The organism is Limnohabitans sp. Rim8 (assembly GCF_945901735.1).
Lineage (GTDB): Bacteria > Pseudomonadota > Gammaproteobacteria > Burkholderiales > Burkholderiaceae_C > Limnohabitans_A.
In genome coordinates this window covers 41,583-60,812 of record NZ_CAMDLM010000009.1, presented here as the reverse complement: position 1 = coordinate 60,812, position 19,230 = coordinate 41,583, and the positions used below count along the sequence as shown (strand labels likewise).

At 61.3% G+C, this 19,230-nt stretch carries 16 protein-coding genes; 4 read left to right on the top strand and 12 right to left on the bottom strand.

Annotated elements, in window-relative coordinates; all coding sequences use genetic code 11:
• Positions 1-95 precede the first annotated feature (95 nt).
• From lpdA to Q0O99_RS06345, 6 genes are all read right to left on the bottom strand, one after another.
• Positions 96-1,523 carry a dihydrolipoyl dehydrogenase gene (gene lpdA, locus Q0O99_RS06370; protein WP_293749664.1) on the bottom strand — a complete coding sequence of 476 codons (1,428 nt, stop codon included), beginning with the start codon at positions 1,521-1,523 and terminating at the stop codon, positions 96-98.
• An 11-nt stretch (positions 1,524-1,534) separates the two neighbouring features.
• The gene (locus tag Q0O99_RS06365) at positions 1,535-2,074 is read right to left on the bottom strand and encodes a hypothetical protein (protein WP_293749662.1); all 540 of its coding nucleotides are present in this window, start codon (positions 2,072-2,074) and stop codon (positions 1,535-1,537) included.
• 29 nt (positions 2,075-2,103) lie between these two features.
• Positions 2,104-3,354, bottom strand: coding sequence for a 2-oxoglutarate dehydrogenase complex dihydrolipoyllysine-residue succinyltransferase (gene odhB, locus Q0O99_RS06360; protein WP_293749660.1), 1,251 nt, complete (start codon positions 3,352-3,354; stop codon positions 2,104-2,106).
• A 91-nt stretch (positions 3,355-3,445) separates the two neighbouring features.
• Complete coding sequence (locus Q0O99_RS06355; RefSeq protein WP_293749659.1) at positions 3,446-6,313, bottom strand: 2-oxoglutarate dehydrogenase E1 component; 2,868 nt, start codon at positions 6,311-6,313, stop codon at positions 3,446-3,448.
• A gap of 234 nt (positions 6,314-6,547) precedes the next feature.
• The gene (locus Q0O99_RS06350) at positions 6,548-8,446 is read right to left on the bottom strand and encodes a propionate--CoA ligase (RefSeq protein WP_293749658.1); all 1,899 of its coding nucleotides are present in this window, start codon (positions 8,444-8,446) and stop codon (positions 6,548-6,550) included.
• A 174-nt stretch (positions 8,447-8,620) separates the two neighbouring features.
• Entirely contained in the window at positions 8,621-9,226 is a 606-nt protein-coding gene (locus Q0O99_RS06345; protein WP_293749657.1) for an isochorismatase family protein, read from the bottom strand.
• 147 nt (positions 9,227-9,373) lie between these two features.
• On the opposite strand from Q0O99_RS06345, the gene Q0O99_RS06340 reads away from it, so the two are divergent.
• Both Q0O99_RS06340 and Q0O99_RS06335 read left to right on the top strand, forming a co-directional pair.
• Complete coding sequence (locus Q0O99_RS06340; RefSeq protein ID WP_293749656.1) at positions 9,374-9,937, top strand: C40 family peptidase; 564 nt, start codon at positions 9,374-9,376, stop codon at positions 9,935-9,937.
• Entirely contained in the window at positions 9,921-10,628 is a 708-nt protein-coding gene (locus tag Q0O99_RS06335) for a VOC family protein (RefSeq protein ID WP_293749655.1), read from the top strand. The genes Q0O99_RS06340 and Q0O99_RS06335 overlap by 17 nt, the downstream gene beginning before the upstream one ends.
• On the opposite strand, the gene Q0O99_RS06330 is transcribed toward Q0O99_RS06335, so the two are convergent.
• Positions 10,625-11,800, bottom strand: coding sequence for a YbfB/YjiJ family MFS transporter (locus Q0O99_RS06330; protein WP_293749654.1), 1,176 nt, complete (start codon positions 11,798-11,800; stop codon positions 10,625-10,627). The genes Q0O99_RS06335 and Q0O99_RS06330 overlap by 4 nt on opposite strands.
• A gap of 181 nt (positions 11,801-11,981) precedes the next feature.
• On the opposite strand from Q0O99_RS06330, the gene Q0O99_RS06325 reads away from it, so the two are divergent.
• Positions 11,982-13,016, top strand: a complete 1,035-nt coding sequence (locus Q0O99_RS06325) for a tripartite tricarboxylate transporter substrate binding protein (RefSeq protein WP_293749652.1) — start codon at positions 11,982-11,984, stop codon at positions 13,014-13,016.
• Between the two features lie 22 nt (positions 13,017-13,038).
• Here the strand turns inward: Q0O99_RS06325 and Q0O99_RS06320 are convergent, their stop codons facing one another.
• From Q0O99_RS06320 to Q0O99_RS06310, 3 genes are all read right to left on the bottom strand, one after another.
• Positions 13,039-14,256, bottom strand: coding sequence for a CaiB/BaiF CoA-transferase family protein (locus tag Q0O99_RS06320; protein ID WP_293749650.1), 1,218 nt, complete (start codon positions 14,254-14,256; stop codon positions 13,039-13,041).
• Positions 14,257-14,319: 63 nt separating this feature from the next.
• Positions 14,320-14,814 (bottom strand): hypothetical protein, encoded by a 495-nt coding sequence (locus Q0O99_RS06315; protein ID WP_293749748.1) that lies wholly within the window; start codon positions 14,812-14,814, stop codon positions 14,320-14,322.
• A gap of 35 nt (positions 14,815-14,849) precedes the next feature.
• Positions 14,850-16,916, bottom strand: coding sequence for a DEAD/DEAH box helicase (locus tag Q0O99_RS06310; RefSeq protein WP_293749648.1), 2,067 nt, complete (start codon positions 16,914-16,916; stop codon positions 14,850-14,852).
• A gap of 105 nt (positions 16,917-17,021) precedes the next feature.
• Between Q0O99_RS06310 and ylqF the strand changes: the two genes are divergently transcribed.
• Positions 17,022-17,948 (top strand): ribosome biogenesis GTPase YlqF, encoded by a 927-nt coding sequence (gene ylqF, locus Q0O99_RS06305; protein WP_293749646.1) that lies wholly within the window; start codon positions 17,022-17,024, stop codon positions 17,946-17,948.
• A gap of 37 nt (positions 17,949-17,985) precedes the next feature.
• On the opposite strand, the gene Q0O99_RS06300 is transcribed toward ylqF, so the two are convergent.
• The gene (locus tag Q0O99_RS06300) at positions 17,986-18,450 is read right to left on the bottom strand and encodes a (2Fe-2S)-binding protein (RefSeq protein ID WP_293749644.1); all 465 of its coding nucleotides are present in this window, start codon (positions 18,448-18,450) and stop codon (positions 17,986-17,988) included.
• Between the two features lie 18 nt (positions 18,451-18,468).
• A complete protein-coding gene (locus Q0O99_RS06295) occupies positions 18,469-19,230 on the bottom strand; it encodes a hypothetical protein (RefSeq protein WP_293749642.1) in 762 nt (253 codons plus the stop codon).

Genomic DNA, 19,230 nt, shown 5'->3' with positions numbered 1-19,230 from the left:
TCAAAAACAAAACCCGGGACCAAGCCCGGGTTTTCAGGGATGCAGAACTTTAACCCAACTCACCCAGAACCGCAGTTCCGGCGGCCGTCAAAGACTCAGAAGTTCAGCGTGCGTTTGTCCACGGCCAAAGCAGCCTCTTTGGTGGACTCGCTCAAGGACGGGTGCGCGTGGCAAATGCGGGCGATGTCTTCGGCGCTGGCACGGAATTCCATGGCCACCACGGCCTCGGCGATCAACTCGCTGGCTTGCGGACCCACGATGTGCACGCCCAAGATTTCGTCGGTGGTCGCATCGGCCAGCATTTTCACCATGCCGGTCGTGTCGCCCAAAGCACGGGCACGGCCATTGGCCAAGAACGGGAACGAGCCCGCCTTGTAGGCCACGCCATCGGCTTTGAGCTGCTGCTCGGTGCGGCCCACCCAAGCGATCTCGGGGCTGGTGTAGATGACCCAAGGGATGGTGTTGAAGTTGACATGACCGTGTTGGCCCGCGATGCGCTCGGCCACCGCCACGCCTTCCTCTTCGGCTTTGTGCGCCAACATGGGGCCACGCACCACGTCACCCACCGCCCAGACACCGGGCAGGTTGGTTTTGCAATCCGCGTCCACCACAATCGCACCGCGCTCGTCGAGTTGCAAGCCCACGGCCTCTGGGTTCAAACCGATGGTGTTGGGCACGCGGCCGATCGAGATGATCAGCTTGTCGGCGTCCAGCACCACAGCTTCGCCTTTGGCGTTGGTGTAGTTGACGGTCACGCTTTTTTTGCCGTTGACGATCTCGCCGACTTTCACGCCCAGCTCGATCTTCAGGCCTTGTTTGTCAAATACCTTCTTGGCTTCCTTGGCGATCTGCTCGTCCACGGCCCCCAGGAAGGTCGGCAGACCTTCGAGGATGGTGACTTCTGCACCCAGACGGCGCCAGACCGAGCCCATTTCCAGACCAATCACGCCGGAACCGATCAGGGCCAGCTTTTTGGGCACATGGCTCAAGCGCAAGGCGCCGTCGTTGGACAGCACATTGACTTCGTCAAACGGCGTGCCGGACAAGGCACGGGCGTTGGAGCCGGTGGCGATGATGATGTTTTTGCCGGTGATCGACTCTTCGGTCTTGCCCGCCACGTTGATGGCGTAGCCGCCTTCGGCTTGGCCAGCAAAGCTGCCGCGTCCGTGGAAGAAGGTGACCTTGTTTTTCTTGAGCAGGTAAAGAATACCGTCGTTGTTTTGCTTGACCACGTTATCTTTGCGCGCCAGCATCTTGGCCACGTCCATCTTCACGTCCTTGGTCGTGATGCCGTGGTCTGCAAAGTGGTGGTTGGCATGGTCAAAGTGCTCGCTGGACTGCAGCAAAGCCTTGGACGGGATGCAGCCCACGTTGGTGCAGGTGCCGCCGGGCGCTGGGCCACCGGCTGCGTTTTTCCACTCGTCAATACAAGCGACCTGGAAACCGAGTTGTGCCGCTCGGATGGCCGCAATGTAGCCACCGGGGCCACCGCCGATGACGACAACGTCGAATTGTTTGCTCATGATTTAAATCTTTATTGCAACATTGCTTTGAAATTGGGATTTTTGATTAATTTAGCCAACAAATTTTGTGTGGCTGGCAGAAAAGCCTCCGCAGTCTGTTTACATGCAGTATCTGCACCAAAGCCACTATTAAAGTTATATGTTTCTGTGGCAGAAATAGACTTCCCATTGGAAGATTTCAGGTCAAGCGCCAAATTCCACTCCCCGCCTGTCAGCCCTTTTGAAGATGAAAAGTCTATTTTGGTTAGGACGCCAGCTAAAGTTACCTTAGGTGCTACAGCATCAAAAACGCCTGCCAACTTCAATTCGTCTGCAAACGCTTTTTGTATATAGGCTTCAAAGCTCATACTGTCGGGTGGAGCAATAGGCCCAGCACCTCGACATGCACTATCAACTTTCACCGTTGTAGTGAAAGTTCCAACATTAACGCCATTCACATTCAATGCCTTAATTACAACAACATTATCAGCCGAGGCACTGTACCGCTGAGGCATATAAGTTGAGCAACCAGAAAGTAAAGCAGCAAGAGTAAGTGTTGCCAAAATTTTCATGTTTTTTCCTTTGGATACGTCGTCAATATTTAGATGTCGAACAACAAACGCGCGGGGTCTTCCAGCGCTTCTTTCATGGCAACCAAACCCAAGACAGCTTCGCGGCCGTCGATGATGCGGTGGTCGTAAGACATGGCGAAGTAGTTCATCGGGCGAACCACAACTTGGCCGTTTTCCACCATGGCGCGGTCTTTGGTCGCATGCACACCCAAAATGGCCGACTGGGGTGGGTTGATGATGGGTGTTGACATCATCGAGCCGAAGGTGCCGCCGTTCGAGATCGAGAAAGTGCCACCGGTCATCTCTTCCATGCCCAGCTTGCCGTCTTTGGCTTTTTGTCCAAACTCAGCGATCTTCTTTTCGATCTCAGCAAAGCTCATCTGGTCGGCGTTGCGCAAGATGGGCACCACCAAACCACGCGGCGAGCCCACCGCGATGCCGATGTCGAAGTAGCCGTGGTAGACGATGTCGTTGCCGTCCACCGAAGCGTTGAGCACGGGGAACTTTTTGAGGGCGTGCACAGCGGCCTTGACGAAAAAGCTCATGAAGCCCAACTTGCAGCCGTGTTCCTTCTCAAAACGCTCTTGCATGCGCTTGCGCATGTCCATGACCGGGGCCATGTTGATTTCGTTGAACGTCGTCAGGATAGCGTTGGTCGATTGCGATTGCAGCAAACGCTCGGCCACACGGGCACGCAGACGCGTCATCGGCACGCGCTGCGCTGGGCGCTCACCCAAATCCACGGCTGGTCCAGACACCTGAGGCAAAGCCTGGGTGGGCACACCCGTGGGGATCACGGCAGCAGTCGTTTTGACGCCTCCGGCCACAGCGGCCAGCACATCGCCCTTGGTCACTCGGCCGTCTTTACCGGTGCCAGGCACCGATCCAGCGGCCAGGCTATTGTCGGCCATCAGCTTCGCGGCAGCGGGCATGGCCACACCGGCCATGCTGGTGCTGGCCGCTGCGGGGGCAGCGGCGACAGTCGGGGCCGATGCAGCGGCAGGCGCTGCGGCTGCAGGCGCGGCGGCGGCCACTTTGCCATCGGTGTCGATGCGGGCGATCAGCTGCTCTGCGGTCACCGTGGCACCGTCGGCCTGAAGGATTTCCGACAAAACACCTGCTGAAGGTGCGGGCACTTCGAGCACGACCTTGTCGGTTTCGATCTCGATCAGGATCTCGTCGGCGGCCACGGTGTCGCCGACTTTCTTTTTCCACTGCAGCATGGTGGCCTCGGCCACGGACTCGGACAGTTGGGGGACTTTGACTTCTACGATTGCCATGATTTTTCCGTTATGCGTTCTACGTTTGAAAGGTGTACTGGAAGATTGGGGTGAAGGGCCTGGCGCTGAACACTCAGCGCCAGGGGCCGCATCATTTGGTCAGCACGAAGCCCTTGAGTTTGGCAAATGCTGCCTCAATCAGGGCCTTTTGCTGGTCCTGGTGCAGGTGCGAATAACCCACCGCGGGTGAGGCGGAGGCTGCGCGACCGGCATACCCGAGTTTTTGACCATCCTGCATGTTCTCGTGGATGTTGTGCTGGATGAAGAACCAGGCCCCCTGGTTCTGTGGTTCATCCTGACACCACACGAGGTCGGTGGCGTTGGGGTACTTTTTCAGCTCGGCCGCAAAGGCCTTGTGCGGGAACGGGTAGAGCTGCTCCACTCGGATGATGGCCACGTCTTCAGCCTCCTTGGCCTCACGGTGCTTGACCAGGTCGTAGTACACCTTGCCCGAGCAAGCCACCACGCGCTTGACCTTGTCGGCTTTGAGCGTTTTGTTCTCAGGAATCACGGTCTGGAAGCTGCCATGCGTGAACTCGGACACTGGCGATGCCGCGTCCTTGTTGCGCAGCAGCGACTTCGGGGTAAAGATAACCAAGGGCTTGCGCAAGTTGCGCACCATTTGCCGACGCAGCACATGGAAGATCTGGCTGGCCGTGGTGGGCTGAACCAGTTGCATGTTGGTGTCGGCCGCCAGTTGCATGAAGCGCTCGACACGGGCCGAGCTGTGCTCGGGACCCTGCCCTTCGTAGCCATGCGGCAGCATCAAGGTGATGCCGTTGACCCGGCCCCACTTGACTTCGCCCGAGGCGATGAACTGGTCAATAACGACCTGCGCGCCGTTGGCAAAGTCGCCAAACTGCGCCTCCCAAATCACCAGGGTGTTGGGGTCGTTGGAGGCGTAACCGTATTCAAACGCCAGCACCGCTTCTTCGGACAAGATCGAGTCAATGACCACAAAAGGGGCCTGCTTGTCAGAGACGTTTTGCAGGGCTACGTAAGTGCCTGTGTCCCACTTCTCACGCTTTTGGTCGTGAATCACAGCATGGCGGTGTGTGAAGGTGCCACGGCCACAATCTTCACCCGACAGGCGCACGGGGTAGCCACTGGCCACCAAGGTTGCAAAAGCCATGTGCTCGCCCATGCCCCAGTCGATGGGTGTTTCGCCACGGCCCATGGCCGCGCGATCGTCGTACACCTTTTTGACCAATTGGTGAGGCGTCACCGATTCAGGGATGGTCGTGATTTTTTCAGCCACGCGCTTCCACTCAGCCAGTGGAACAGCGGTGTCGCCCGCATCGGTCCACTTCTTGCCCAGGAAAGGCGACCAATCCACCGTGAATTGGGTCTTGAAGTTGGTCAGCACCGGCTCGGTCGTGTTTTTGCCCGCGTCGAGTGCGTCGCGGTAAGTCTTGGCCATCTCCTCGCCCAGGTTGTCGCCCAAGCCTTGCGCAGCCAGTTTGTCGGCAAACAGTTTGCGCGTGCCGGGGTGGGCCGCAATTTTTTTGTACATCAGCGGCTGGGTCAACGCTGGCGTGTCCTGCTCGTTGTGCCCCAGTTTGCGAAAGCACACCACGTCCAGCACCACATCCTTGCGGAAGGTCATGCGGTATTGGAGGGCCAACTGCGCAGCCATGACCACGGCTTCCGGGTCGTCGCCATTGACGTGCAACACCGGCGCCTCGACCATCTTCACGATGTCGGTGCAAAACACGCTCGAGCGCATGTCGCGCGGGTCGGACGTCGTGAAGCCAATTTGGTTGTTGATGATGATGTGCACCGTACCGCCCGTGGAATAACCACGGGTTTGCGCCAGAGCAAAGGTTTCCTGATTCACACCCTGGCCACCAAAGGCGGCGTCACCGTGCACCAACACCGGCAGCACCTGCTTGCCTTGCGGATCACCCCGGCGGTCCATGCGGGCGCGCACCGAGCCTTCGACCACGGGGTTCACGATTTCCAGGTGTGAGGGGTTGAAGGCCAGCGTCAAGTGGACCGGGCCACCGGCCGTGCTCACGTCAGAGCTGAAACCCTGGTGGTACTTCACGTCACCAGCGGGCAACTCTTCGGGGGCCGTGTGGTCGAACTCGGCAAACAGGTCGGCCGGCAACTTGCCCATGGTGTTGACCAACACGTTCAAGCGGCCGCGGTGGGCCATGCCGATCACGACTTCCTGCACGCCTTGGGCCCCTGCGGACTGGATCAACTCGTCCATGGCCGCAATGAAACTCTCGCCACCTTCGAGCGAAAAGCGCTTTTGGCCGACGTACTTGGTGTGCAGGTAACGCTCCAGGCCTTCAGCAGCCGTCAGGCGGTCGAGGATCTGTTTTTTCTTCTCGACCGTGAAGTTGGGCTTGCTGCGGATGCTTTCGAGCTTTTGCTGCCACCAGCGCTTTTCGGCCTGGTCGGTGGTGTACATGTACTCGGCACCGATCGTGCCGCAATAGGTCTCACGCAACGCATTCAGCAACTCGCGCAAGGACATGCGGTTTTTGCCGAAGAAGGTGTTGCTGGTATCGAATACGGTTTCCTGGTCTGCGTCGGTGAAGCCAAAGAAAGCCGGGTCGAGGTCAGGGATGTTGGGGCGTTCGGTGCGCTTGAGCGGATCCAGGTCGGCCCAGCGCTGGCCCACGTTGCGGTAAGCGGCGATCAGCTGCTGAACGGCGGTGCGCTTGCGGCCCATTTCGACATCGGCGCTGGCCATCACGACTTTGGTGCCGCCGGACTTGGCGCGCTCGGCAAAGGCATTGATGACAGGCAGGTGCGGCACATCTTTGGCGTTGGAGCCGTCGACTGCGGGTACGTGCTGGAGGGCGTCGAAGTAGTCGCGCCAAGAGTCGGGAACGCTGCCGGGGTTGGCCAGGTAGTTTTCGTACATCTCTTCGACATACGGGGCGTTGCCGCCGAACAAGTACGTGTTGCCTTGATAGGCGGCGTAGACGGAATTGGTCTCGCTCATATTTCGCTGACCTCCGTTTCCCTCTGGGAAACATAAGTTGGGTTATTTTTACCTTCCGCGACACGGCTGAACCGGTTGGCGGATGCGACTGTGGCATGGGAAGGGCCTGAGTACATCGCGCATTGTGCCACGGCTAGTCGGCTCTGATACTTACAGTCAAGTCAAACTGAACCGGCGAATGGCTTTCAGTTAAAAAACCTCGCCAAGGCGAGGTCCTGTGACAGGGCCAGGGCGTCAGCCCTTGATCTGGTCCACGATCTGCTGCAAGGCGGCCGGATCGTCCATGGTGGTCAGGTCACCCGGATCGCGGCCCTCGGCCACGGCCTGAATCGCGCGGCGCAGCAATTTGCCGCTGCGCGTCTTGGGCAAGGCCGAGACGAAAAACACGCGCGAGGGGCGGGCCACCGCACCCAGTTGCTTGTCCACCACCTTCATGACTTCGCCTTCAAGCTTCAGGCGCGCTGGCGCATCACCCAAACCCGAAGTGTCTTTGGCGATGGCAAACGCCATGGCCACCTGCCCTTTGAGCTGATCGGCCACGCCCACCACCGCCACTTCGGCGATGTTGGGGTGGCTGGAGATGCTCTCTTCGATTTCGCGGGTGCCCAGACGATGCCCGGCGACGTTGATCACGTCATCGGTGCGTCCCAAGATGAAGAAGTAACTGTCTTCATCCCGCACGGCCCAGTCGAAGGTGTTGTAGACCATCTTGCCCGGCACCGTCTTCCAATAGGTTTTGACGAACCGCGCATCGTCGCCCCAAATGGTTTGCAAGTTGCCCGGGGGCAATGGGCCTTCGATGGTCAGCACGCCCTTCTGGTTGGCACCGGTGAGCTCTTCGCCGGTCTGGTCGTCGACCAGTTTGACGTTGTAGCCATAAATGGCCTTGCCAGGCGATCCGAACTTGCTGGGTGCTTTTTCCACACCATTGCAAATGCTCAAAATAGGCCAACCGGTTTCGGTCTGCCAGTAGTTGTCGATGATGGGCTTACCGCCCAGGCCTTCAGAAATCCATTTGGCGGTGGGCTCGTCCAGCGGTTCCCCGGCCAGGAACAGCGCTTGCAGGCTGGACAAATCGTATTTGGTGAGCAGCGCAGGGTCTTGCTTTTTCAGCACGCGGATCGCTGTGGGCGCGCTGAACATGACGTTGACCTTGTACTTCTCGACCAGGCTCCACCAAATGCCGCCGTCTGGACGGATGGGCAGGCCTTCGTACAGGATGGTGGCCATGCCGCCGATCAGCGGGCCATAAATGATGTAACTGTGGCCCACCACCCAACCGATGTCGCTGGTGCAGAAAAAGGTGCCGCCCGGCTTGCCTTCAAAGACATGGGGCATGCTGGCCGCCAAGGCCACGGTGTAGCCCCCGGTGTCGCGCTGCACGCCCTTGGGTTTGCCGGTGGTGCCCGAGGTGTAGAGGGTGTAGCTGGGGTGGGTGGATTCGACCCAGACGCAAGGCACCACGGTGTCCATTTGCCGGGCGCGCTCGGCAGCGTAGTCCATGTCGCGTCCTGCCACAGGCGTGAAGGCGGCCAGATGTCGATTCACCATCACCACCTTGGCAGGCTTGTGGGCTGAGAGCTGGATGGCTTCGTCGAGCAACGGCTTGTAGGCCACGACCTTGCCGCTGCGTGAACCCGCGTCGGCGCTGATGATGACTTTGGGCGACGCGTCTTCGATGCGGGTGGCCAGCGAATGCGATGCGAAGCCGCCAAACACCACCGAGTGGATGGCCCCCAAACGCACGCAGGCAAGCATGGCGAACGCCGCTTCGGCGATCATGGGCATGTAAATCAGCACGCGATCACCTTTGACCACGCCCAAGTCTTGCAAGATCGCGGCCATGCGCTGCACTTCCGCATGCAGGTCACGGAAGGTGTAGGTTTTTTCGGTATCGGTTTCGGTCGACACAAAGATCAAAGCGGGCTGATCGGCACGCTCGGCCAAGTGGCGGTCTAACGCGTTGTGGCACAGGTTGGTTTGGCCGCCGACGAACCACTTGGCAAACGGCGGGTTGCTGTAGTCGCAAATTTGCTGGGGCTGGACTTTCCAGTCCACCAGCTTGGCCTGCTCGGCCCAGAAGGCGTCGCGGTCGTTGATCGAGCGCTGGTGAAATTCTGCGAAATTGCCCATAAATGTCTCCTGAAATCCACCAAGTTGAAACCGAGGAAGTGGGGCGATGTTCGTGCACCACCCAGCGCTTCTGAATTCATAATTATGGCCAAGGGACTTGCAATAAGCTGACTCAGCCCATGAACAAAATCATCATCGACGATGTTTGACCAGCGCTCCTCCAGTTTGAACCGGTCATTTGAACAAACTTTGCAGCAGCTTGAAATCGGGGTGCTCGGCCGTGCGAAGCCACTCAAACGCCACCATTTCAGCGGTCACCAACTCAGCCCCTGCACCGGCGAGGCGGTCGTAGGCCGCATCGCGGTTGCGCTCTGTGCGCGAGCTACAAGCATCGGTCACCACCCACACCTCGAACTCGTCTTCCAACAAATCCAAGGCAGTTTGCAACAAACAAATGTGCGCTTCGCAACCCGCCAACACAATGGTCTTGCGCGGCGCTAGGCCGGGCTGTGGTTTTTGCAGGTGGCGTGGCAAGCTGCGGGCATTGCCCTTGGGGACTTGAGGCGACTCGGGCTGCAACCATTCGCCCAAGCCCTCTTCCACTGCACTGAACTGCATCTTGGCCAACACTTGGCGGCAGCAGCTGCGCATTTCAGGCGGCATCTCACCCAGACGCGACGGGTTTTGTTCGGTGCCCCAGATGGGCACATCCATCGCTTGGGCCAAGGTGGCCAGGCGTGCGGCGTTGGCCCAAACGGCATCGGCATCCAGCATCGCGGGCTTCAAACGGGCCTGAAAATCCACCAGCACCAATTGGCTTTCATCTGCATCGATCAACATGTTCAGTCCTTGAAGTGTCTGGGTCAGGATTGTCGCAGCAGCCCCGGCATCTGAAAATGAGGAATGGGATCACCGCCGGGAACAAGTGGCCTGACAGCGAACAACCCACATCAATTAAGCCAAAAATATCCGTTATGCTGCAAGCTTATGCGTTGGCTCATTTTTTTATTTTTGGCTACAGCCCTGAACCTGCCTGCTTGGTCTTCCCCGACAGAGGAAACGCCCGCTGCGGGCTTGACCGAACGCGGCTTGGTCTCGCAGATCGGCACCCAATTGGGCGCGGTCAAGGACAAGGCCAGTGGCCAAGCTGTAGGGATGGTAGAGCAGGCCATGGGTTTGCTGGGCGTGCCCTACCGCCGTGGCGGCAACAGTGAGGGCACCGGTTTTGACTGCAGTGGCTTTGTGCGCCACCTGTACGAAAAATCGGTCGGACAAATTCTGCCGCGTCGCGCCGTCGACCAAGCACGGGCCACCGAAGTCATTGACCGCGACGAGCTCAAACCCGGCGATCTGGTGTTTTTCAACACCATGCGCCGGGCCTTCAGCCATGTGGGCATTTACGTGGGCGATGGCAAATTCATCCACGCCCCACGCGCGGGCAAAACGGTCAACGTCGAGGACATGCGCAGCGCTTACTGGCAAAAACGCTTCAATGGCGCTCGTCGCTTACCAATGAATGTCGACAATCCACAGAATGAAAACTCAAATTGATCACCTCGTGGTGATGGCGGCCACCCTGGACCAAGGCGTGCAATGGTGCCAAGACACCCTGGGCATCACCCCCGGCCCCGGCGGTGAGCATGAAAAATACGGCACCCACAACCGCCTCTTCAAGATCGCCACACCCCAATTTCCCTTGGCATACTTCGAAATCATTGCCATCAATCCGGCGGCCTTGATCCCCAAGCGCGACCAAGTACCGCGCTGGTTCGACATGGACGACGCCACTGTGCTGAAAGCCATCGCGCAAGGCCCCAGGCTCATCCATTTTGTCAGCAGCACCGAGGACGTGAAGGCCGCCCGCCATCTGCTGCGCACCCAGGGCATCGAGCGCGGCCAAGTGGTACATGCCAGCCGCAAGTCGAGCAAAGGCACGCTCAACTGGCAAATCACCGTCCGCGAAGATGGCGAGCGGCTCTTCAATGGCTGTCTGCCCACCCTGATCCAGTGGGGCAAGCCCGAGGCCACCGATCCGCTGCGGCTGCACCCGCGCAACAGCCTGCCGCGCTCTGGCGTGACGCTGCAAAGCCTCAAAGTGAGTCACCCCAGTGGAGCCAAACTGCATGCCGCCTTTGAAGCCATAGGCTTGGCTGACATCGCTATCGAAACAGGTCCAGCCAATTTGGTGGCCAGCTTGCAAACCCCCAAAGGTTTGGTGCAGCTAGAAAGTCTGGGGATTTAGGTCTCTTTGGGCAATGCCAGAAGCAAAGCCATGCCCACGAGCATCACGGCAGCCGTCAACCACAAAGCCCCCTTGAAACTGCCCGTGGCCTGGGCCATGGCCCCGGCCACAACGGGCGCGATCATTTGCGCTGCGCCGTAGCTGAGCGTCAAACGCGCCATGGCCTTGCTGGGGTTTTGAGGCGCACGCCGCCCCACCAGGGCCAGGGTCAGACTCACGATGCCGATGAAAGTCGCCCCATAGCCCACGGCACCGGCTAAAGCGGCCGCCAATGAGCCCGACAAAGCCGGCAGCACGAGGGACATGGTCTGAAGGCCGAACGCCAGCAGCAAAGCCCGAATGTCACCCACCCTTCGTGCCACGCGGTCCCACAAAAACACAGCCGGCATGGCCGCCAGACCCACCAGCGCCCAGGCCAAAGCGCCCTGCCCGGCCAAAGCCGGTTCGCGCTCGACAATGGCCACGGTAAACGTGGCACTGATGACAAAGCCCCAGCCCGCCGCGAAATAGCTCAGTGCCATGGTCGCCATCCAGCGGCGCGAGACCTGCGGCTGCGCCTGGGCGACCGCTGCGGCGGTGGGCACGGGCGGCACAGGCGGGCGCCACAGCCATGCCGGCACAAAAAACACCACGCCCAGCGCGGCAAAGGCCAACCACTGATCTGACCACAGCGTCCAGATGCCCGACAAGATCCAAGCACCCAGCGCCGACACCACAATGCCCAAACCCAGGCCGATGAACAACACCCCCAGCTCGGGCCTGCGGCCTTGGCGCATCAGCCAGCCCAACACCAAACCCGAGCCCAGCAACATGCCAGTGGCCCCGCACAAACCACCCAAAAAGCGCCACAGCCCCCAGGCCGGCAACCAGCTCGACAGCGCCATGGCCCCCGTGGTGAGCAAGGCCATCCACAGGCCAGCGCTGTAAAAACGGTGTCGCCAACGCACATCGTCCATCCAGGCTGTGACCAAGGCGCCGACGATGTAGCCCGCGTAATTGACGGCCGCCAAGCCCCCGGCGGCCGCGTCGTTCAAACCGGTTTGCGCCTGCAAGGCAGGCAGCAAAGGCGTATAAGCAAAGCGGGCCAAGCCAATGGTCAGCACCAGTCCGCAAATGCCCCCGACCATGACTTGCCAAGGTTGTAGAGAACGGACGTTGGAAGTGTCTTGCATAGCAGCGCCAAGTATCCACGCATTTGTGACGACCTTGGTTACAAGGCATGCGCACACTGACGCCTGGGCAACAGCGCACTGCGTCTCGAACATGACAGCCAGCGCCCTGCGACAAAGGGTTTTCACCATCCCCGGCCCGACCTGCAGGCCCCTAAAGTGAAACGCTCAAAAGGAGTTGTTCATGTCCACACGTTCTGCCACCCCCACAACCCCAGCACTGTCCGCGTCCGGGTCTGCCCGCCGCATCGCCAACCGCATTCGCCGCAGCCTGGGAGGCCTGTTGCTGGGGCTGGGGGCCTTGAGCGCCGTCGGCGCCTCGGCGCAAACCTTTCCTACCAAGCCCTTGCGCCTGGTGGTGACCTTTCCTTCGGGCGGTGCACCCGACATCCTGGCGCGCCTGTTCAGCGAAAAAGCCCAATTGGGCTTTCCGGTGGTGGTGGACAACCGGCCCGGCGCGGGTGGCAACATCGGCGCAGACAACGTGGCCAAGTCGCCGGGCGACGGCCACACCATCGTGATGGGCACTGTGGGCACGCATTCGATCAATGGCGCGCTCTACGAAAAAATGCCCTACGACATGGTCAAGGACTTCAGCCCCATCTCGCTGATCGCCTCGGCCCCCAACCTGCTGGTGGTCAACAACGCCCTGCCCGTCAAAAACGTGCCCGAGCTGATCGCCTACATGAAGGCCAACCCGAACAAGCTGTCTTTCGGCTCTCCCGGCATCGGCACCTCGGTGCATGTCTCGGGCGAACTCTTCAAGTCGCTTACCGGCACCACCATGGAGCATGTGCCCTACAAAGGCCGACAATTTGCCATCCCCGACCTGATCGGCGGCAGCATCCAGGTCATGTTTGACAACATGCCCTCGGCTCTGCCCATGGCCAAGGAGGGCAAGATCCGGGCTTTGGCACAAACCACCGCCACCCGTTCCCCAGCCGCGCCTGACGTGCCCACCGTGGCCGAGTCGGTGCCCGGCTTTGAAGCCACCACCTGGTTCGCCATGTTTGCCCCGGCCAACGTGCCCCGCCCCGTGATCGACAGGCTCAACGCCGAGGTGCTGCGCGTGTTCAAACTGCCCGAAGTGCAAGAACGCCTGAAAACCCTGGGCCTCGACCCGGTGCTGTCCAGCCCCGCCGAGCTGGCGCGCTACCAGGCCACCGAGATCACCAAATGGGCCAAGGTGGTGAAAGACTCGGGCGCCAAGGCGCAGTGATGCGGCAACTCAGGCGCTGCGCTCAGGCCACAATGCCCTGCTCGCGCAGCGCCTGGATTTGCGCGGCGCTCAAACCCATGCCCGCGAGCACCGCGTCGCTGTCCTGACCGATGCCGGGCGCATTGCGCCGATGTCCGCCGGGCGTGCGCGACAACTTGGGCACGATGCCCGGCACCATCACATCGCTGCCGTCGTCCATGTGCACCGTTTGCAGCATGCCGCGGGCTTGGTAGTGCGGGTCGTGAGCGATGTCGGCCACGGTGTAAATGCGCCCGGCTGGCACCTTGGCGCGGTCCAGCGCGGCCAGCACCTCGTCCACCGCGAGCTGCGCCGTCCACTGGCCAATCACCCCATCGATTTCGGCCACACGGGCCACACGGCCGGTGTTGTCTTTCAAGGCCGGGTCTTGCGCCAGATCGTCCCGGCCCATCTCGGCCATCAGGCGTTTGAAAATGCTGTCGCCATTGCCCGCAATCAGGGCGTAGCCGCCGTCCTTGCACAGGTAGGCGTTGCTCGGGGCAATGCCGGGCAAGGCACTGCCTGCCGGCCCGCGCACCGCGCCAAAGGCACTGTACTCGGGCAGCAGGCTTTCCATGCAGTTGAACATGGCCTCGTACAAGGCCACGTCGATCACCTGTCCTCGCCCCGAAGTCTGCCGCTCGTGCAGGGCCAGCAAAATGCCAATCACGCCGTGCAAAGCCGCCAGCGTGTCGCCCAGGCTGATGCCCACACGCACCGGCACCCTGCCTGGCTCGGCTGTCAGGTGGCGAATGCCGCCCATGGCCTCGCCCACCACGCCAAAGCCGGGGCGGTCACGGTAAGGGCCGGTTTGGCCGTAGCCGCTCACGCGCAGCATGATCAAGCGCGGGTTGAGCGCCAGCAAATCGTCTGGCCCCAGGCCCCAGCCCTCCATCGCGCCGGGGCGAAAGTTTTCGATCAGCACATCGCTTTCGGCGGCCAACTGGCGCACGATGTCTTGCGCAGCAGGCTGCTTGAGGTCCAGCGCCAAAGACTGTTTGTTGCGCGACTGCACCTGCCACCAAACTGAGGTGCCGTCCTTCATCATGCGCCATTGCCGCAGGGGGTCGCCCGCACCAGGCGGCTCGATCTTGACGACATCGGCCCCGAAATCGGCGAGGGTTTTGGCGGCAAAGGGGCCCGCGATCAACTGGCCCAATTCAAGGACCTTGAGGCCGGCCAAAGGGCCGGTGGCGGGTGAAAAAGTTTTGGCTGTGGTCATGGGCTCAAGTGTAGGCAATGCGCCAGGTGAGACTTGAACGAAGTGAACCTCTGCGACGCAAGGTCACCGCCGCCCACTGCCTGGCTTGGCAAAGTCCGCATCGACCCAAGCTTGGGCCGTTTGGCGGTTGAGCTTGAACCCGGCATCCACTTTCACCTCTGCCAGCGCATCACCACCTTCGTCCTGCGCACTGAGCACGGCATAGGGGTTGTCCTCATCGGGCACGATGCGCAGCAGCACCGTGACGCGGCTGTTCTGCCCGTTGACGATCACGCTTTGGTTGAGTTGCGCGTGCAGTTGCTGCTCGCTGCGGCGCACAAACTCACTGGCGGTTTTGACCAGCGTGATGAAGGCCGTGCCATCCAACGGCTTGGGGTTCTTTTTGTCACGGCCCATGGTCCAGGGGCCGACCAGCGCCGGTTCAGACGCACCGGCTTTGAACATCGCCACGGCCCAACCGTCGTCATCGTCGTTTTTGATGACCTGGGCCGTCCAGTTTTCGTCCTGCCACAGTCGGGCTTCCTGCAGCAGGGGGGTGTCTTGTGTGTCGTCGCTCATCGTGTCATCGCTCAAAAGTTGACTCCGATCATGCCTCAAGGCTGCAAATGCACAGCCAGCACCAGCACCTGCGGGGCGCCTTGTTCGCGCAACAGCGCCGCTGCCACGGTGGCAGCCCAGCGGGTGCGCACCGTGCTGGCGACCAGCAGCACCGGGCCGTTGGGCAGTTGCGCATCTGCAGACAAACGAATGGCCGAATCCAGATGTGCCACCAAAGGGGTGGAGGCGGTGTCGTCAGGCGCAGGCCCGCCGCGCCAGCTGAACACATCGTGCAGCGGCAAGCGCCCCTTGCGCGCAATGTGCTCGGTCAAAACACGGTTGGCCGTCATGTCGGGCGCGGGCAGTGGCACCACGCACACCGGGCGCGCAGGCCAGGTTTTGGCCCAGCGGCCCAATGTGGCCAAGGCCCCGGCCAGCAAATCGGGTGGTACATCGGCGGGGGCCAGGCGCAAAGCCTGCAGCTCGGCCACCCAGCCCGGATCGTCGGCAAAGGCCACGGCGCGGCCCACATCAAAGCCGCGAATCGTGCCTTTGCGCCCCACCCCGGCGGGCCAGCGTTTGCGCGGCTCGATGTCTACATCCATGCCACGCAAAAAGTTGCGGGCTGCGATCACTTTGTCTTGTGAGGGCGTGAGGCCCGGAAAGGGCACCTGCCCCGTACACACCGAGCAACGCCCACAAGGCGCAGGCGACGGGTCGTCCAGCGCGGTCTGCAAATACGCCATCAGGCAGCCCGCACCCTGCGCGTACTGGCGCATGATGCCCGCCTCTTGCTGGCGCACTTGGGCCAACGCCGTCCATTTGGCGGTGTCGTGCACATAGGGCACGCCGGTGGCCCGCCAGGCCGAGCCGTCTTTGTCCACCACGCCTTCGACCGCCAAAATTTTGAGCAGCGCCTCCAGCCGCCCACGGCGCACGCCGGTGTCGGCTTCGATCTCAATCAGGCTGCGCGCATCGCCCCCCAGGCTGTGGAGCACCTTTTCTGCCGTTTGAGGGTCGGGAATCGAGGCGGTGGCGAAGTAATCCCAAATGCGCTCATCGGCATCCGACGGCAGCAACACCCCTTCGGCATGCGCCACCGCCCTGCCCGCCCGCCCCACCTGCTGGTAATAGGCCACCGGCGTCGAGGGCGAACCCACATGCACGCAAAACCCAAGGTCTGGCTTGTCGTAGCCCATGCCCAGCGCCGACGTGGCCACCACCGCCTTGACCTGGTTGTGGCGCAAACGCTCTTCCACTTTCAGACGGGTGTCGGCGTCGGTCTGGCCGCTGTAAGCAACCACCGCATGACCGCAGCTGCGCAAAAACGCCGCCAAGCGCTCGGCCTCGGCCACCGTCAGCACATACACAATGCCCGAGCCCGGCACTTGCTCCAGCGCATCGGCAATCCAGGCGTAGCGCTGCAAGGGCGACAAACCCGGCACCACCGACAGCGTGAGCGAGGTGCGGGCCAGCGTGCCGCGAAACGTCACCGTGGTCGCGCCCAACTGTTTGCCAATGTCCAGCGTCACCCGTTCGTTGGCCGTGGCGGTGGTGGCCAGCACACTGGCAGTCGGCGTGGACAACAGCGCCCGCGCCAGCCGCTGGTAGTCGGGCCGAAAATCGAAACCCCAATCGCTGATGCAATGCGCCTCGTCGATCACGATCAAGCCCACCCGGGCCAACAAAGCGCCCAGCCTCGCTGCAAAGCGCGGGTTGCCCAAACGCTCGGGCGAGACCAGCAGCACATCGATGTCGTCCGCGTCCAGTCGCTGGAAAACATCGTCCCAATTATCGAGGTTGGTGGAGTTGACCGTGGCGGCCTTGAGGCCCGCCCGCTCGGCCGCGCTCACCTGGTCGCGCATCAGCGCCAGCAAGGGCGACACCACCAGCGTGGGTCCAGCGCCTGTGCTGCGGATCGCGTGCGTGGCTGCCCAATACACCGCCGATTTGCCCCAGCCCGTGGCCTGCACCACCAGCACCCGCGAAGCCGGTTGCAGCACGGCATGCACCGCGTCCACCTGGTCGGTACGGGGCACCGCACCCGGACCGGCCAAGCGGGCCAGGATGGTGTGCATGTGAACTTGCGCGAAAGCGCGTTCTTCGGCTTGGTGGATGTGCATGTCGCTCTCCCTGAGATTTTGTTTGTGGCATTTTGCGACCAAGTTGACTCGTCAGGAAGTCAACGACAATCACCATCTTTGACATCAGGTCTTCTCTGGCTCTTTATGGCGATTCAATGGTTCCCCGGACACATGCACCTCACGCGCAAGGCGATTGGGGAGCGCATCAAAGACATCGACGTCGTCATTGAAATGCTGGATGCCCGCCTACCCGGCTCGAGTGCCAACCCCATGCTGGCCGAGCTGATCAAGGGCAAGCCAGCGCTCAAGATCCTGAGCAAGCAAGACTTGGCCGACCCGGCACAAACCGCGGCCTGGTTGGCGCACTACAACGCCCTGCCCGGCGTGAGCGCTTTGGGCATGGACACCAGCGTGGTGTCACCGGCCAAGGCCTTGATCGATGCCAGCCGCCAGTTGGCCCCCCATCGGGGCGGCATGGTCAAACCCATGCGCGTGCTGATCTGCGGCATTCCCAACGTGGGCAAGTCCACCCTGATCAACACCCTCAAGGGCAAACGCGCCGCCAAAACCGGCGACGAAGCGGGCGTGACCAAACTGGAGCAGCGCATCAGGCTGGCCGACGACTTTTATTTGTATGACACGCCCGGCGTGCTGTGGCCGCGCATCATCGTCGAGCAAAGCGGCTACAACCTGGCCGCCAGCGGCGCGATTGGCGTGAACGCTTTTGACGAAGAAGTGGTGGCGCTGGAGCTGCTCCATTATTTGATCCCGCGCTACCCGCAGGCCATCACCGAGCGCTACAAGGTGCCAGACGTGGCCAGCCACACCGACGAAACCTTGCTTGCCGCGATCGCCCGCCAGCGCGGCGCGATCCAAAGTGGCGGGCGTGTCAACACCACCAAAGCCGCCGAAATCGTGATCCATGATTTTCGGTCAGCGGCCTTGGGCCGCCTGACACTGGAAACGCCCGAGGAATTTGCCATCTGGCTGGCCGAAGGCAAAAAGGCCGATGCCGAGCGGGCGCAGCGCAAAAAACCTGCACCGGCCCCAAAAGACCCCCAACACCGCTGAATCTGGCGAGACCTTTTTTGAAGCCCTGACAGACCGCTCAAGCCGCGGCCATCTTGCCCATTTGTGCAGCACGCTGGACAGCGCGGATGATGCGTTCATGCGCCCCACAGCGGCACAGGTGTTTGTCCAAGGCCTGACAAATCTGCGCCCGGGTCGGCTCGGGGCAGTGCTGCAGCAAGGCGCTGGCACTGACCAAAATGCCGCTCAGGCAATAGCCGCACTGGCCTGCGTTTTCTTCTATAAAGGCTTGTTGCAAAGCATGCGGTTGTGCCGCCGTGTCCAAGCCCTCGAGCGTGGTCACAGCATGGCCTTTCACCGCCCAGAGTGGCAAATTGCAGGACGTTTGAGGCCGTCCATCCACCAGCACCATGCAAGCGCCGCACTCGCCTTCACCGCAACCCAACTTGGGGCCCGACAAGCCCAACTCGTTGCGCAAGAAGCTGAGCAAAGGGGTTTTGTCGGGCGCTGTCAGGGCAATGTTCTTGGCGTTGATGGTGATCATGGTCGGTCTCGGGTTCTGTCAGGACACGGCAGCAAAACCCAGCGCCAGGCGCCGGGCTTGCTGACTCGGTGAGCACAGGTAACGTGCCAAATCGCAGGCCACCGTCCAGGCCATTTGGGCCTCGGGGTCATGTTGGTCTGGATGGGGGCGCACAGCAGCCACAGCGTATTCGGTCAACAAACCATGCGGGGCCGGAAAAGGGCCCAGATAGTGGGCGTGAGACGCCGCTTGAACCTCGGTGGACTGGGCGCAGGCCATCACACGCTGACCGGCATGGGCAGACAAGGCGGTCACCGCTTGAGCGCCACCGGCATAGGACTGCACGGCGGGCATGTCCGCTGCAGGAACAGCCAATTGGTCGAGCACACGCTGCAAATGCCGCCCACCCGAAGACTGTTGCAGATCCGGCACCAGCAATACGTCCAGGGACATCAGGGTCTGGCGCAAGGCTTGGACGGTGAAGACATCGTAGGACTGGCCATCGCCTGCCAAGCTCACCCAGCCGGTCTCGGCTTGGCCCAAAGAACCCAGCGCGTCGATGCGATCGGGCCAGCGGGTTTGCAAACTTCGAATGGCATCGGGGGTGAGCACGCACAGCTGGCAGTCTTGCGCTTCTTCCAGTCTGCGGTTCACCTCGTCCAGCGTGCTTTGCAAAGCCGCATAGCGTGTGCGGTACTGTGCCATTTGCGCCCACTTCGGCAGGGCCAGGCAGTGCTCTAGCCAGACGCGTCCAGCGCCAGCACTGCAAATGTCCACCAGGGTCGATGTCAATGCGGCCAT